Source organism: Roseococcus sp. YIM B11640 (assembly GCF_049727625.1).
GTDB lineage: Bacteria > Pseudomonadota > Alphaproteobacteria > Acetobacterales > Acetobacteraceae > Roseococcus.
Genome location: NZ_JBBJOZ010000005.1, coordinates 256691 through 271921 on the forward strand (window position 1 = coordinate 256691; position 15231 = coordinate 271921).

16 protein-coding genes are annotated in these 15231 nt (G+C 70.6%); 4 read left to right on the plus strand and 12 right to left on the minus strand.

All coding sequences use genetic code 11. The features are described 5' to 3' along the window. From WJM96_RS19845 to WJM96_RS19880, 8 genes are all read right to left on the minus strand, one after another. Window positions 1-261, minus strand: coding sequence for a hypothetical protein (locus WJM96_RS19845; RefSeq protein ID WP_424814284.1), 261 nt, complete (start codon window positions 259-261; stop codon window positions 1-3). Between the two features lie 72 nt (window positions 262-333). Beyond that, window positions 334-1749, minus strand: coding sequence for an ATP-binding protein (locus WJM96_RS19850; protein WP_424814285.1), 1416 nt, complete (start codon window positions 1747-1749; stop codon window positions 334-336). Window positions 1750-1846: 97 nt separating this feature from the next. After that, window positions 1847-2527 carry a winged helix-turn-helix domain-containing protein gene (locus WJM96_RS19855; RefSeq protein WP_424814322.1) on the minus strand — a complete coding sequence of 227 codons (681 nt, stop codon included), beginning with the start codon at window positions 2525-2527 and terminating at the stop codon, window positions 1847-1849. Between the two features lie 42 nt (window positions 2528-2569). Beyond that, complete coding sequence (locus WJM96_RS19860; protein ID WP_424814286.1) at window positions 2570-3646, minus strand: trypsin-like peptidase domain-containing protein; 1077 nt, start codon at window positions 3644-3646, stop codon at window positions 2570-2572. Between the two features lie 94 nt (window positions 3647-3740). Next, the gene (locus WJM96_RS19865) at window positions 3741-4778 is read right to left on the minus strand and encodes a hypothetical protein (protein ID WP_424814287.1); all 1038 of its coding nucleotides are present in this window, start codon (window positions 4776-4778) and stop codon (window positions 3741-3743) included. After that, on the minus strand, window positions 4768-5850 hold the full coding sequence (locus tag WJM96_RS19870) for an HlyD family secretion protein (protein ID WP_424814288.1): 1083 nt from the start codon (window positions 5848-5850) through the stop codon (window positions 4768-4770). The genes WJM96_RS19865 and WJM96_RS19870 overlap by 11 nt, the downstream gene beginning before the upstream one ends. A 63-nt stretch (window positions 5851-5913) precedes the next feature. Then, on the minus strand, window positions 5914-7089 hold the full coding sequence (locus tag WJM96_RS19875) for an enolase C-terminal domain-like protein (protein WP_424814289.1): 1176 nt from the start codon (window positions 7087-7089) through the stop codon (window positions 5914-5916). A 2-nt stretch (window positions 7090-7091) separates the two neighbouring features. Further along, window positions 7092-8264, minus strand: a complete 1173-nt coding sequence (locus WJM96_RS19880) for a CaiB/BaiF CoA transferase family protein (protein WP_424814290.1) — start codon at window positions 8262-8264, stop codon at window positions 7092-7094. Window positions 8265-8349: 85 nt separating this feature from the next. Between WJM96_RS19880 and WJM96_RS19885 the strand changes: the two genes are divergently transcribed. Genes WJM96_RS19885 through WJM96_RS19895 form a run of 3 tightly spaced genes read left to right on the plus strand, consistent with a single transcriptional unit; the run spans window position 8350 to window position 11173 of the window. Further along, complete coding sequence (locus tag WJM96_RS19885; RefSeq protein ID WP_424814291.1) at window positions 8350-9129, plus strand: enoyl-CoA hydratase; 780 nt, start codon at window positions 8350-8352, stop codon at window positions 9127-9129. Window positions 9130-9175: 46 nt separating this feature from the next. Then, on the plus strand, window positions 9176-10141 hold the full coding sequence (locus WJM96_RS19890) for a Bug family tripartite tricarboxylate transporter substrate binding protein (RefSeq protein WP_424814292.1): 966 nt from the start codon (window positions 9176-9178) through the stop codon (window positions 10139-10141). A 57-nt stretch (window positions 10142-10198) separates the two neighbouring features. Then, entirely contained in the window at window positions 10199-11173 is a 975-nt protein-coding gene (locus WJM96_RS19895) for a tripartite tricarboxylate transporter substrate binding protein (protein WP_424814293.1), read from the plus strand. Here WJM96_RS19895 and WJM96_RS19900 read toward each other — a convergent pair. Next, entirely contained in the window at window positions 11170-12063 is an 894-nt protein-coding gene (locus WJM96_RS19900) for a LysR family transcriptional regulator (RefSeq protein ID WP_424814294.1), read from the minus strand. The genes WJM96_RS19895 and WJM96_RS19900 overlap by 4 nt on opposite strands. Window positions 12064-12157: 94 nt before the next feature. Here WJM96_RS19900 and WJM96_RS19905 point away from each other — a divergent pair, with 94 nt between their 5' ends. Further along, complete coding sequence (locus WJM96_RS19905) at window positions 12158-12745, plus strand: pyridoxamine 5'-phosphate oxidase family protein (protein WP_424814295.1); 588 nt, start codon at window positions 12158-12160, stop codon at window positions 12743-12745. 6 nt (window positions 12746-12751) lie between these two features. Here WJM96_RS19905 and WJM96_RS19910 read toward each other — a convergent pair whose 3' ends face one another. The 3 genes from WJM96_RS19910 to WJM96_RS19920 are packed head-to-tail and all read right to left on the minus strand — an operon-like array spanning window position 12752 to window position 15189. Then, window positions 12752-13708, minus strand: a complete 957-nt coding sequence (locus tag WJM96_RS19910; protein WP_424814296.1) for a tripartite tricarboxylate transporter substrate binding protein — start codon at window positions 13706-13708, stop codon at window positions 12752-12754. 14 nt (window positions 13709-13722) lie between these two features. Then, the gene (catC, locus tag WJM96_RS19915) at window positions 13723-13998 is read right to left on the minus strand and encodes a muconolactone Delta-isomerase (protein WP_424814297.1); all 276 of its coding nucleotides are present in this window, start codon (window positions 13996-13998) and stop codon (window positions 13723-13725) included. Between the two features lie 39 nt (window positions 13999-14037). Beyond that, entirely contained in the window at window positions 14038-15189 is a 1152-nt protein-coding gene (locus tag WJM96_RS19920; RefSeq protein ID WP_424814298.1) for a muconate/chloromuconate family cycloisomerase, read from the minus strand. Between the last annotated feature and the right edge of the window lie 42 nt (window positions 15190-15231).

The window sequence follows — 15231 nt, forward strand, 5'->3', positions numbered from 1 at the left end:
TCAGCGGACGGCCGACTGCGCGGCCCGCAGCGCGCGGCGAAGCTTCGCGATGCCGGTGCGGTAATGGCCGAGGGAGCAGAGGCGGCGCCCCTCCTCGCCCAGGCCACGCGGCTCGTCCTCGGCGGCACGTGGCGACGCGGCGAGCCTCGCAGAGAGGACCTGGCAGTATTCGGCACCCTCAGTCGTCATCCGCAAGGGGCGGTCGGACTGGACCGGAAGCACTCCAAGGGAAACCACGGGCAAGGCCAGCATCCAACGCATTCTCCCATCCTTCGCACCCCGCGCGTCAACGGGGCGTGAGCCAGCCGTGAAGCCTTCGTCACGGAGGGATTTTCAGGAGGTCGGCAGCCACAGCGAAACGCGGAGGCCCGGTGGATCCGCACCCGGGATCGCGTCGGTGAGGATGACCTCGCCCGAATGGAGCTGCGCCACCGCGCGCACCAGCGAAAGCCCAAGACCGGAGCCGGGCTTCTGACGCGAGGCATCGGCGCGGAAGAAGCGCTCCAGAGCCCGCGCCCGGTCCTCGGCGGAAAGGCCGGGGCCGGAATCCATGATGGAAAGCTCCACGCCATCCTCGAGCTGGCGCGCCGTCATGCGGATCGCGCCGCCGACCGGCGTGAACTTGATGGCGTTGTCGAGCAGGTTCGCCACGGCCTGGAGCAGCAGGTCGCGGTCGCCCACCATGGGCAGGGTCTCAGGCAGGTCGGTCTCCAGCCGCTGTTCCCGGCCCTCGGCCATCACCTCGTAGAACTCGGCCGCGTCGCGCAGCACCTCGGCCAGGTCGATGGGGGCGAAGGCGGCACGGCGGGCTCCGGCCTCGGCCTCTGCGATGCGCAGCAGGGCCTGGAAGACGCGGGTGATGTTGTCGAGGTCCGCGATCCCTTCCTCGACCGCCGCGCGCAGCCCTTCCTCGCCGGACGCCAGCGCCAGGCTCTCCTCCAGCTTGGCGCGGGCGCGCGCGATGGGTGTCCGCAGGTCGTGCGCGATGGCGTCCGAGACGCCGCGCATGCCCACCATCAGATTCTCGATCCGGTCGAGCATGGCGTTCATGGTGGCGCCGAGACGGTCGAACTCGTCGCCCTGCCCCGACAGCGGCACGCGGTGGGAGAGATCGCCCGCCGCGATGCCCAGCGCGGTCATCACCGCCGGGCGCATGCGCTGCTGCAGCGCGCGGCGGATCAGCGCGGCGCCGACACCCGCGAAGACGAGCACGGCGCCGAGCGACCATGCCACGCCCTCGGTCAGCAGCAGGCGCAGCTGCACGCGCTCGCTCTCGTCGCGTCCCACCAGCAGGCGCAGGCCCGGCAGGTCGCGGCGGTGGACGCGCGCCTCAGCCACCGCGCCGTCATGCTGGATGCGCGTGCGGGACCAGGCGCCGTCGTCACCCACATCGTTCGGCCAGTCGCGCAGGTTGCCCGCCAGCCGCCGGCCCGCGTCGTCCACCAGCAGGTAGATGGTCTCGTTCTGCGCATCGAGGGCCAGCCGCTCCTCGATCGCCTCCACGAGGCCGGGCGTGCCCTGGTCGCGGAAACGCTCGACCAGCGTGGTCGCGTCGGAGCGGATGGAGGCGATGGTCTGCCGGTCCAGCGCGCCCGCCGTGGCCCACCAGAGCACGGCGACCAGGAAGCCCGCCGCGACGGAGAAGATCGCCACGAAGAGCAGCGCGAAGCGGAAGCCTGCCGATTGGAGAAGCCGCGGCGGCTGCACCCGCGGCGGCGCTGCGCGCGCTTCGCGCTTCGCGGCTAGCATATTGCCGCCCTGAGGCGCGAGACCATCGGTGCCGCTCGCGCGCCAGCGCCTGGCGCGAAGCCAAGCATGCGAAGCGTGCGGCCGGCGCCTGAGGGCACTAAACCTCGGCTCTGATCATGTAGCCCGCGTTGCGGACCGTATGGATCAGCGGCTTGTCGAAGCCCTTGTCCAGCTTCTGGCGCAACCGGCTCACATGCACGTCGATCACGTTCGTCTGCGGGTCGAAGTGATAATCCCACACCTTCTCCAGCAGCATGGTGCGCGTTACCACCTGGCCGGCGTGGCGCATCAGATGCTCCAGCAGCCGGAACTCGCGCGGCTGCACGTCGATCTTGCGGCCGCCGCGCGTCACCGTGCGGGACAGCAGGTCGAGCTCCAGGTCCGAGACCTTCAGCTTCGTCACCGGCGCTTCGGAGGAAGGCCGCCGCCCCAGCGCCTCGACGCGGGCCAGAAGCTCGGCGAAGGCGAAGGGCTTCACGAGGTAGTCGTCGCCGCCCGCCTTCAGCCCCTTCACCCGCTCATCCACCGCCGAAAGCGCGGAGAGGAACAGCACGGGCGTGCGGTTGTCCTGCTGGCGCAGCGTCTCGACGAGGCGCACGCCGTCCACGCCGCCGGGCAGCATGCGGTCCAGCACCAGCATGTCGAAGCTTTCCGAGGCGGCGAGGAAGAGCCCGTCGCGCCCATTGGACGCGTGCTCGACCGTATGCCCCGCCTCCTGGAGCCCTTTCTTCACGAAGCGGGCGACCTCGACGTCGTCCTCCACCAGAAGGATACGCATCATGTCCCGTGGTCCTTCACCATTCGAGCCGATCGCAGGGCGTCACCCGGGTCCGGGGGGCCGGCGTCCCACCTGCAAGCTGATATCCTGCGTGCGTCCATCGCGCAGAACCGTCAAGCGCACCGTCTGCCCAGGTGTCACGGCCGCAATGCTGCGGACGAGGCTGCGCGAGGTCTCCGTGCGCTCCCCATTGATGGCCAGCACGACGTCGCCGGCCCGCAATCCGCCCCGCCCCGCGGGGCCCGTGCGCTCCACCCCGGCGATGAGCACGGCACGGCGATTGGCGCGCGGATCCTCGGCCACGAGGTCCTGAACCTGAACGCCCAGCCATCCGCGCTCCACCTTGCCGTCGCGCTTCAGCGTCTCGATCACCGGGCGCGCGAGGTCGGACGGCGTCGCGAAACCAATGCCCGCATTGGCGCCGGAGGGTGAATAGATCGCCGTGTTGATGCCGATGACCTCGCCCGCCAGATTAAACAGCGGCCCGCCCGAGTTGCCCGGGTTGATGGCCGCGTCCGTCTGCAGGAAGTCGTCGAAGGGGCCCGCGCCGATGTCGCGGCCGCGCGCCGAGAGGATGCCGGAGGTGACGCTGCCGCCGAGGCCGAAGGGGTTGCCGGCGGCCATCACCCATTGTCCCACGCGCATGGCAGAACTGCTGCCCCATGGGACCGCGACGAGGGGTGTCCGGCTCTCCACGCGCAGCAGCGCGAGGTCCGTCAGCTCGTCGCCGCCCACGACGCGGGCCGGAACCTCCTGCCCGCCCTGGATCGAGAGCGTCACGCGCTGCGCCTGGCCGACGACGTGGTTGTTCGTGACCACGAAACCGGCCGAATCGATCACGAACCCGGAGCCCGCGCCCTGCACGCGCTCCCGCCGGCCACGGAAGTAGCGCTCCAGCGGGGTGCCGCGGAACTCGGCCGGGGGCTGGACGGTCTGCTCGCCCGAGACCGCGATGTTGACCACGGCGGGCAGCACGCGCTCGGCCACATCGGCGAAATCGAAGGCCGCACCGCGCTGGGCGATGGCGGAGGTCCCGCAGCCTGCCAGCACCGGTGGTAGAAGAAGCCCGCCAGCCAGGGCACGGCGGCGGGAGATAGAGGGGGCGGAAAGCGGCGCCATCTGGCTAAGCGTATCCCTAGGAATGCGGCCCGGACCGGGCCAGTTGCCGCATGATCTTCTCACTCCCCCACGCGATGCAAGCACCGTGGGCCGATCAGGATGCCGTGCGCGACGGTTCGTCGCCCCGCGTGGCCGGCCAGCACAGCGCGGCGGCCCAGAGCGCGCCGAAGGCTCCGGCCGTGACATAGCCCAGGCGGGTCGCGAAGGATTCGGCCGTGCTGCCCGGCAGGGGCGAGATGCCGAGTCCCAGCAGGACCAGGAAGATGGTCAGCGCCCCGGCATCGAGCTTGCCGCGTACCGGATCCGACGCCGCCCCCGAGCCGAGCCAGAGCCCGACGGCCAGCACCACGGCGAAGAGGACCGGCAGCTCCGGCCGAAGCTCCACAACGGCAAAGGCCAAGCAGGCCAGGACGCCCCCGAAGATGTTGCCCGCCACCAGCCCCAGGGCCGCGCGCCCGCTGCGCGCGAGGTCGAGCTGGCCCAGCAGCGTCGCTACGGTCACCGGCAGCACGATAGCCGAGCTCAGCCGCGCATCGATGAGGCAGAGCGCGACTGCCGCCGCCAGGATCGCTGCGCTGGCTGCCGGGCGGCGCAGCCCCTCGTCGGCCGGTGCCGGGGGCGGAGCCGGGCCGGCCTCGCCAGGATCGGGAAAGGCCGCATGCGCGGCCCAGGAGATGACGACGCCGCCCAGCACGCCCCCGGCCAACATCACGATCATGGTCTGGTCCAGGTCGTCGTGCAGCATCTCGGTCAGCGGGACCAGCACGCCGATGGCCAGCAGCAGGAAGGGCAAGGGGCCGCCCTTGCCCCGCGCCTGCGCCACGAAGCAGGCGAAGTAGAAGATCCAGAGCAGGAACAGGAACAGGCCCGGATAGCCGCCGGCGGCCACGGACAGCATCGACAGTCCCTGCCCGAAGACGAGGATGGCCCCCGCGATCACCACCGCCGGCGCCGGGCCGAGCGGCCGGCGGCTCGAGGCCAGGAACTGCGCCGCGAAGACCGGCGCCAGGAAGGGCAGTGGCGAGCCGAGCAGGACGGCCAGCGTCATGCTCGATGCGACGGCGAAACCGATCCGCAGCGCCTGCCGCCGTGCGGCCTCCTGGCCGATCGGCGGGGCGAGGCTAGCCGACATAGGTGAGCCAGGAGACGAGGCGGATCCAGAAGGCGCCGAGAGCGTTCATCACGGGATTATGGCCCGTGTAGATCACCACATGCGCCTGCGAGCCGTAGCGCAATCCGCGCGGCCGCTCCTCGCCGAAGACCAGGCGCACCGGGAAGCGCTGCGCCTCGCGCACCCAGCCGGTCTCGTTGCGCACCGTGGGCAGGCCGCCGACCGGCTCGCTGCCCGAGGCCACGCCCCAGCCGACGCTGCCGACCGTCATCCGGAAGACCCGGCCGGGAAGCGAGTCGAAGACCACTTCCGCGCTGTTGCCCGCGCGGATGTGCTCCAGGCTGTTCTCCTTGAAATCCGCCATCAGCCAGACGGTGCCCACATCGATGAAGGTGAGAGCGGCCTGCCCGGCCGAGACGAATTGCCCCGCCGCCAGCTGCAGATTCGTGACGACCCCCTCCGAAGGCGCCCGCACCTCGGTATGCGAGAGGTCGAGCCGCGCGCGTTCCAGCGCGGCGATGGCCTCGCGCATCTGCGCGTTCTCCTGCCCCGCGGAGCCGAGCTCGCGCCGGGCGCGCTCCAGTTCCGCCTCGGCCGCGGCGACGGCGGCGTCGCTGCGCTCGAGCCCCGCCTGCGCCTCGTCGTAGCGCGCCTGCGGATACACGCCGCTGCGGACCAGCTGGATGATGCGCCCGGCCTGGAGGCGGACGTTGTCGCGCTGCGCCCGGGCATCCACGACGCGGGCCTGCGCGGCGTCGATCCCCGCGACGCTCGCGCCAACCCCCTGCCCCACGCCGAGCAGCCGGGCCTCCGCCTGCTCCACGGCGATGCGATAGGGGCGCTGGTCGATGCGGAAGAGGAGCGCGCCGCTACGGACCGCCGCATTGTCCGCGGCGCCGACTTCCGCCACGCGGCCCGGCACATCGGCGGCCATGGCGACGATATAGGCCTGCACCCGGCCCTGGGAGGTGGTGGGCGTGCTGCGCTCCATGGCGATGGAGACCCCGAAGAACAGCGCCAGCGCGCCCAGGATCACCAGCGCGAGCCGGCGCGGCGACATTCGCTTCGGCTTCTTCCCTGGCTCGTCCGACATGCGCCCTCCCGCGGAACCCGGGGCAAGTATCGACGACCCTGCCCAGGCAAGGAAGGATTCGCGTCAGAGGTCCTTCAGCACCGCCCAGAGCTCATTCTTCGCCTCGAAGCCCACGCCCGGCACATCGGGCATCTTTACGCGGCTGTCCACGACGGGCACGCCGGAGGCGAAGCCGCCGAAAGGCGCGAAGACCTCGGGATAGGATTCGTTGCCGCCGAGGCCGAGGCCCACCGCGATGTTCAGCGCGAACTGATGCCCGCCATGCGGCACGCAGCGCCGCGCGCTCCAGCCGTGCTCGCGCAGCATCTGGAGCGTGCGGAGGTATTCCACCAGGCCGTAGGAGAGCGCGGGGTCCATCTGCAGGATGTCGCGGTCCGGCCGCAGCCCGCCATGGCGGATCAGGTTGCGGGCATCCTGCATGGAGAACAGGTTCTCGCCGGTCGCGATGGGCGGGATGTACTGCTCGGCCAGCGTGGCGTGGGTGCTGTAGTCCAGCGGGTCCAGCGGCTCCTCGTACCAGCGCAGGCCGAAACCCTGGATGGAGGCGGCGTAGCTCAGCGCCGCATGCAGGCCGAAGCGCCCGTTCACATCCACGCAGAGGCGCGAGCCGTCGCCGTCCAGCAGCTTCAGCACCGCCTCGATGCGGCCGAGGTCGAGCAGCAGCGCCTCACGGAGCGGCATGCCGGGCGAACCGCCGATCTTCATCTTCACCGTCGAGTAGCCCATGCCGAGGTAGCGCTTCATCTCCTCGACCAGCCCGTCGATATCCTTGCCGGGGTGGTAGTAGCCGCCAGCCGCATAGACCCAGGCCGACTCGTCCGCGCGCCCGCCATTGTAGCGGTTGGCGAGCAGCTTCCAGAGCGGCACGCCCGCGAGCTTGGCCGCCGCGTCCCACAGCGCCATGTCGAGCACGCCGACGGCCACGCTGCGCTCGCCATGCCCGCCCGGCTTCTCGTTCCTCATCATCGCCGTCCAGGCGGGGATGGGATCGAAGCCGCCATCGGCATGGGCCGGCAGCTCGCCGGCCTCCTCCAGCCGCGGCACGAAGCGCTCGGCCAGCAGGCCGGGCTGCGCGTAGCGGCCATTGCTGTTGAAGCCATAGCCGGTGGCCTTGCGGCCATCGCCGGACTCCACCGTCACGGCGACAACGCTCGCCGTCATCTTCGAGAAGTCGATATAGGCGTTGGCGATCTGGCTGCTGATCGGCACCACGCCCTGGCGGATGGAGGTGATCTTCATGGTCAGATGGCCTTCGCCTCGCGCAGCTTCGCGATCTCCTCCGCCGAGAAGCCGAACTCCGCCAGGACCTCATCCGTGTGCTGGCCGCGGTCGGGCGTGGGGTTCTTCGCGCATTCCACGCCCGCGATCTGCATGGGGGCACGCACCACGTTCAGCTCGCCCAGGCGGGGATGCTGCAAGGCCATCTCGATGCCGAGATGCTTCACCTGCTCGTCCGCGAAGACCTGGTCCATGGAATAGACCGGGCCGCAAGGCACGCCTTCCTTGTTGAACTTCGCCACCCAGTTCGCGGACGTGTCGGTCTGCGTCACGCTTTCCAGCAGCGCGTTCACCTTCTTGCGGTTCTGGCTGCGGAGCTTGTCGGTGGCGATGTCCGGGTCCTTCGCCTCCTCCTCGATGCCCAGCACCTTCACGATGCGCTCCCACATCACCTGGCCGCCGCCGGCGATGTTCATCACGCCGTCCGAGGTCTTGAAGAGGCCCGTCGGGATGGTGGTGGGATGGTCGTTGCCGGCCTGCTTCGGCACCTCGTGCTTCATGGTCCAGCGCGTGGCCTGGAAGTCCATCATGGCAATCATCGCCTCCAGCAGGCTGACATGGACCCAGCGGCCCTTGCCCGTCTGCTCGCGCTCCAGCAGCGCCACCATGATGCCCAGCGCGCAGTACAGGCCGGCCGTGAGGTCCGCGACCGGAATGCCCGCGCGAACGGGGCCCTGGCCGGGCAGGCCCGTCACGCTCATGAGGCCACCCATGCCCTGGGCAATCTGGTCGAAGCCGGGGCGGCGGGCATAGGGCCCGTCCTGCCCGAAGCCGGAGATCGAGCCAAGGATGATGCGCGGGTTGATGGCCGCCAGGCTCTCGTAATCCACGCCGAGCCGGTCCTTCACGTCGGGGCGGTAGTTCTCGACCACCACATCGGCCTTCGCGACCATGCGCTTGAAGGTCGCCAGGCCCTCGGGCGACTTGAGGTTCAGGGTCATGCCGCGCTTGTTGCGGTGCACATGCTGGAAGTCCGGCCCGTCGCGCTCGCCGCCCAGGCCCTTGCCGGTATCCACCTCGTCCGTCGCCTCGATCTTGATGACGTTGGCGCCCCAGTCGGCGAGCTGACGCACGCAGGTCGGCCCCGAGCGGACGCGGGTGAGGTCGAGGACGGTGAAGCGGGCAAGCGGCATCATGGGCGTGTTCTCCGGAAGTTGGGCGCATCTTCCACCCGGCGCGGATCGCTGCAACCCTGCCTCCGAACACTTTGGGGAAATGGACATGTCCGACGAACTGCTGATCGAGAACCGCGACGGGATCGTCTTCGTCACGCTCAACCGGCCCCAGGCGCGCAACGCCATGACCTTCCCGATGTATGAGGGTCTCTACAAGCTCGCGACCGAGGCCAATACGAATGACGGCATCAAGGTCATCGTGATCACGGGTGCGGGCGAGAAGGCCTTCGCAGCGGGCACCGACATCAGCCAGTTCACGAATTTCAAGACCGCGGCCGACGCCCTCGCCTATGAGGAGAAGATCGACCGCATCATGACGGCGCTGGAGAACTGCCAGAAGCCCACCATCGCGGCCATCGCGGGCGCCGCCACGGGCGGGGGCGCCGCCATCGCCAGCGTCTGCGACCTGCGCATCGGCGCGGCCAATGCGCGCTTCGGCTTTCCCATCGCCAAGACGCTGGGGAACTGCCTGTCCATGGCGAACTACGCGCGGCTCGCGGTGATGATGGGGCCGGCGCGCGTCATGGACCTCGTCTACACCGCGCGCCTGCTCGATGCGCAGGAGATGAAGGCCGTCGGCCTGCTGAGCGAGATCCTGCCGGACCACGCGGCGCTCCAGGCGCGTGCGGAGGAACTGGCGCGCACCATCATGGGCCATGCGCCGCTGACCATGCGCGCGACCAAGGAGGCGATGCGCCGGCTGCGCGCGCCGCTGCGCGAGATCCACGGCGACGACCTGGTGGAGATGTGCTTCACCAGCAAGGATTTCGCCGAGGGCGTGGAGAGCTTCCTCGCGCGGCGGCCGGCGAAGTGGACGGGAAGCTGAGGGCGGGGCTAGCCTTCACCCAACAAACACCGAGGAAACAACGTCCATGCCCTCCCGCCGCAGCCTGGTGCTGGGCGCGCTTGCCGCGCCGTCCCTAGCCCACGCGCAGTCCTATCCGACGCGCCCCATCGCCTTCCTCATTCCCTTCGCGCCCGGGGGTGGGACGGACATCATCGCCCGCGCGTTGCAGCCCACGCTGCAGGAGGAGTTCGGCGGCCAGGCCATCGCCATGGAGAACCGGCCTGGCGCTTCCGGCACGCTCGCCGTCGCGCAGCTCTCCCGCGCGCGGCCGGACGGCTACACGATGCTGATGACGACGGTCAGCGCCTCGGCCGTCGTGCCGCCGCTGATGACTCCCCCGCCCTACGACATCTATCGCGACCAGACGGCGGTGGTGCTCGCCGGCACCGTGCCGCTGGTGGGCGTGGTGCCGCTCAGCTCCCCCGCGCAGGATTTCGAGGGTTTCCTGAACTACGCACGCTCGCGCCCCGGGGAGCTGAACTACTCATCCTCCGGCGTCGCGACGCAGCAGCACCTGACGGCCGAGCTGCTCTCCGCCCAGGCGGGGCTGCGCATGACGCACGTGCCCTTCCGCGGCACGGGCCAGGCGGTGACGGAGATCCTCGCCGGGCGCATCGACATCGCCTTCGACACGCTGCCCACCTACCTGCCGCATATCCGCGCGGGCCGCGTGCGCGCCATCGCAGTGACCATGCCGGAGCGCGTGGAATGGCTGCCCGACGTGCCGACCGTCGCGGAAAAGGGCTTCCCCGGATTCGATGCCAATGTCTGGTACATGATCATGGGCCCGGGCGGCCTGCCGCGCGAGATCTCCTCGCGCTGGGTGGCGGGCGTGAACAAGGCGCTCTCGGACCCCACGGTGCGCGCCAAGGTGCGCGACGCGGGCTTCATTCCCGGCGGCGGCAGCCAGGAGGACGCGGCCAACCTGCTGCGCCGCGACGCCGAGCGCTACGCCCAGGTGATGCGCAGTGCAGGTATCCGCCTGGACTAGCTTCTCCCACCGGGGTTTTCATGCGAGGCCCTCCGCATACACTCGGAGGAAAGCGCCATGACGGCCCATCTGATCACCCCGCGCCGCGCGCTGCTGCTCGGCGGCGCCGCGCTCGCGGCCCCTGCCCTGGCGCGCGCCCAGGGCCTGCCCGCGCGCCCCATCCGCCTCCTCGTTCCCTTCTCGCCAGGCGGCTCCACCGACATCCACATGCGTGGGCTGGCCGATGCCGCAACGCGCCGCTTCGGCCAGACCGTGATGGTGGAGAACCGGCCCGGCGCCAGCGGCTCGCTCGGCATCCTCGCCATGCGGACCTCGGCGCCCGATGGGCTGACGCTGACCACGCTGCCCATCACTGCCGTGCGCAACATGCTCATGACCGGCGACATCAACGCGGATCCCACGGCCGATTGCGCGCCCGTGCTGCATCTGACCGGCTATCTCATCGGCGTGGTCGTGCGGAAGGAAGCGCCGTGGCAGACCTGGGCGGAATTCCTCGCCTACGCCAAGGCCAATCCCGACAAAATCAACTACGGCACGGCGGGCGCCGCCAGCACGGCCTATGTCGGCATGGAGCGCATCGCGCGCGCCCAGGGCATCAAGTGGACGCATGTCCCCTATCGCGGCGTCGGCGAGAACGTGCAGGCGCTGATGAGCGGGCAGGTGGATGCGGCGGTGGATTCCAGCGGCTGGGCGCCGATGGTGGAGGATGGCAGCTTCCGCTTGCTCGTGACCTGGGGTGCCGAGCGGCCGCGCCGCTTCTCGCAGGCGCCGACGCTGCGCGAGAGCGGCATCGACATGGTGTTCGCCTCGCCCTACGGCCTCGTGGGCCCCAAGGGCATGTCGCCCGCGACGGTGGCCGCGCTGCATGACGGCTTCAAGGACGCTCTTCACGATCCGCAGCACCTCGCGGCACTGGAGCGGCTGGACATGCCGCTGATGTACAAGAACACGGCCGACTACACCTCCTTCCTCGCCGAGCAGGTGGCCGAGGAACGGGACGCCGTGCGGACGCTGGGCCTCCGGGCGCGCTAGCGGAAGTCCCAGCTGACGGTCTCGGCGGCCAGGTCGATGAAGGCCCTGAGCTTCGCCGAGACCAGGCGCGCCGCGGGCCGCACAATCTGGATGGCCCGGGCGGGCGGCTCGTATTCCGGGAGCACGATGCGCAGCCTTCCCGCGCGCAGCCCCTCCGCCGCCTGGTAGCTGAGCACGCGCGTCACCCCTTCGCCGCGCTCCGCCACCGCGATGGCGGCGTCGGCGCTGTTCGTCGAGAGCACGGGCGCGACGGGCACGCGGATCTCGCCCCCGTCGCGCTCGAAGCGCCAGGTTTCCGGCGCCTCGAAGGCCGCGAAGCGGATGACGCGATGCGCCGTAAGGTCACCCGGCGCCGCCGGCGTTCCGTTCCGCGCGAGATATTCCGGCGAGGCGACGACGACGCGCCGCGTATGGCCCAGCACGCGCGCGACCAGCCCCGAATCCGGCAGGTTGCCGATGCGGATGGCGAGGTCCACGCCCTCCTCCACCAGATTGATCCAGCGGTCCGAGAGCAGCAGCTGCGCCTGCACCTCCGGATAGCGCCGCAGGTACTCGGCCATCAGCGGCGCCGCGTGCAGATGCCCGAAGGTGGCCGGCGCCGTCACGGAGAGCCGGCCCATGGGCCGCAGCCGGTCGGATTGCGCGAAATCCTCGGCCTCCTGCATCTCGGCCAGGATGCGTCGCGCGCGGTCGAGATAGCGGGCGCCCGCATCCGTCAGCGTGACGGAGCGCGTGGTGCGCTGGAGCAGCCGAAGGCCGAGATGTTCCTCCAGCGCCGCCACCTGCCGCGTCACGGCCGAGGGCGCCACGCCCAGATGCCGCGCGGCCGGGGTGAAGCCGCCCGCATCGGCGACGGCGACGAAGGCGGTCATGGCGGCGAGGCGGTCCATGGTATTATTGCACGGTCAGCAAAGATGATGTGTCAACGGGCATCATTCTCCGCCGGCGCCACAAGTATCATCTTGGCGTGGACAGGAGGTTCCCATGTCCGACGTCATGTTCTCCCCCAGCGTGAAGGCGATCCAGCAGCAGCGGGGCTCACGCGCCAAGTTCGCGGCGCGGGGCGAATGGCCCGACCGCGTCACGCCCGAGCTCGCGGAATTCATCGCGGCCCAGACCAGCTTCTTCCTCGCGACGGCGAGCGCGGATGGCCAGCCCTATATCCAGCATCGCGGGGGGCCGGCCGGCTTCCTGCGCGTGCTGGACGACCGGACGCTGGCCTTTGCCGATTTCCGCGGCAACCGGCAGTTCATCACCCTCGGCAACCTCGCCGAGAATCCGAAGGCCTACATCTTCCTGATGGACTACGCGCATCGCCGCCGCATCAAGCTCTGGGGCCGTGCGCGCGTGGTGGATGACGACCCCGCGCTGCTGCAATCGCTGACCGAGGAGGGCTACAAGGCCATCCCCGAGCAGGCGATCCTCTTCACCATCGAGGCCTGGGACGCGAACTGCCCGCAGCACATTCCCCAGCGCTTCGAGGCGAAGGATGTCGCGGCGGCGATCGCCGTGCGCGACCGCCGCATCGCGGCGCTGGAGGAGGAGGTCGCGCGCCTGACCCTGGCGCGCTGACGGGTTTCAATCCGCGCGGATGCCTGCCTCCCGCACGACCGAGCCCCATTTCCGGGTCTCGGTCTCGATGAGGCGCTGCAGCGTCGCGGCATCGCCATCCATCGGCTCGGCGCCGATGCCGGCCAGCTTCTCGCGGATACCGCTGTCGCGGATCGCGGCCAGCACCACCGCCTCCACGCGCTTGCGGGCGGGCTCCGGAAGGTCCTTGGGCGCCATCATGGCGAACCAGGGATCGACCGCGTAGCCGGGCAGCCCCGCCTCCGCCACGGTGGGCAGGTCCGGAAAGGCCTGGGCGCGCTTCGAGGTCGTGGCGCCGAGCGCGCGCAGCCGCCCGCTCGCGATATGCGGCGCGGCGGAGGTGACGCTGTCGAACATGCAGTCCACGCGGCTGCTCAGCAGGTCCGCGATGGCGGGGCCTGAGCCGCGATAGGGGATGTGCGTCATCTCCACCCGCGCCATGGCGCCGAACAGCGCGCCCGCGAGGTGGATCGAGGTGCCGTTGCCGGCGGAGGCGTAGGTGACCTGCCCCGGCGCCGATCGCGCGGCGGCGATCAGCCCCGCCACGTCCCGGTGCGGCGAGCCCGCCGGCACCACCAGGATGTTCGGCACCACCGCGACCGGCGCCACGGCGACGACATCGGCATTGTCGTAGGGCAGGCGCGGATAGAGCGCCGGGTTCACCGCATGCGCCATGGAGACCATGAGCAGCGTCGCTTGGTCGCCCGAGCGGGACGCCGCCTCGGTGCCGATGGTGCCGCCCGCGCCGGCGCGGTTCTCCACCACCACGGGCTGGCCCAGCGCGTCGCCCAGCACGGGCGAGAGCAGCCGCGTCATCGCGTCGATGGCGCCGCCGGGCGGGAAGGGAACGATGACGCGCAGCGGCCGGCTCGGCCAGTTCTGGGCCAGCGCCGGGGTGGCAAGCGGCGCGGCGGCGAGGCCGAGCAGGAGATGACGGCGATGCATGATGCGGCCCTCCCTCAGATCGCGGACGGATGCCGCGCGAGCGGCGTCACGCGGATGTCCATGTAGGGAAAGAGCGGCAGGCCGGAGAGCAGCGCGTGCAACTCGTCATTGTCGGCCGCGTCGAAGATGGAGACATTGGCGTAGCGCCCGGCCACGCGCCAGATATGCGGCCACTTGCCCTCGCGCATCAGCTTCTGCGCATAGGCCTTCTCGCGCGCCTTGATGTCGTCCGCCTCGGCCTTGGGCATGTCGGGCGGAAGGTTCACTTCCATGGTGACGTGGAACAGCATGTCTTTTCTCGTTTCCTCGGGGGTTGCTGCGCGGAACGGTCAGGCGGGCACGAGCGTGCGGCTGCGGTCCGTGCGGAAATGCTCCAGCTTGTCCTCGTCGAGCTCCGTGCCGATGCCGGGACCGTCGGGCAGATGGATGGCGAAGTCGCGGAACTCGATCGCACTGGTGGCCAGCGTCTCGCGCAGCAGCAGCGGCCCGAAGAGCTCGGTGCCCCAGGCATAGTCGCCGAGCGTGCTGTAGAGGTGCAGCGAGGCCAGCGTGCCGATCGTCCCCTCCAGCATGGTGCCGCCATAGAGGCCTAGTCCGGCCGCCCGCGCGATGGCGGCGACGGCCCGCGTTCCCGTCACGCCGCCATGCTTGGCAGGCTTCAGCGCCATGGCATGGCAGGCGGCTTCCGTGACGTGGCGCAGCGCATCCTGCGGCGTGGCCACGCCCTCGTCGCCCATGATGGCCAGGGTCGGGTTGGCGCGCTGCAGGCGGGCCATGGCGGGCACGTTCCAGGCCGCGACCGGCTGCTCGGCCATCGCCACCCCGGCCGCGGCCAAAGCGGGAAGGAAGCGCGCCGCGGTGGGCTCGTCCCAGGCCTGGTTCACGTCCACGCGCACCGAGGCCCGGCCCGCGAACGCGCGGGCGATGGCGCCGACGTGCCGCACGTCGTCCTCCGGCGCATGGGCGCCGATCTTCAGCTTGAAGTCGCGATGGCGGCGGAGGTCCAGCATCCGCTCGCCCTCCGCGATGTCGCGTGCCGTGTCGCCGCTGGCGAGCGTCCAGGCCAGGGGAAGCTGCGTGGCGCGGGGGCCGCCCAGGAGGTCGGCCAGGCGGATGCCCATGGAGCGCGCCACGGCATCGTGGATCGCCATGGAGAGCGCCGCCTTGGCGAAGAAATTGCCGCGCACCGCACGCCCGATCCGGTCCTCCGCCGCATTCAGCGCCGCGGCGTCCTGGCCCAGCAGGGCCTCGGCCAGATAGGTGCCGGCGATGGCCGCGATCCCCTCGGGGCTTTCCTCGCCCCAGCGCGGGCCGCCGATGGTGCTGGCCTCGCCATAGCCCACGACCCCGCCGGCGGTGACGCGGACGATGACCACGTCCATGGCGTCCACGGTGGCGAAGGCGAGGTGATGCGGGCGGATGGTGGGAACGCGGGCGGGAATGGCCTCGATGCGCTCGATCGGAAGCCGCTGATGCGGCATGGCGGACCCCTCCTGGATTGGTTGGGGCAGAGACTGGTGAAG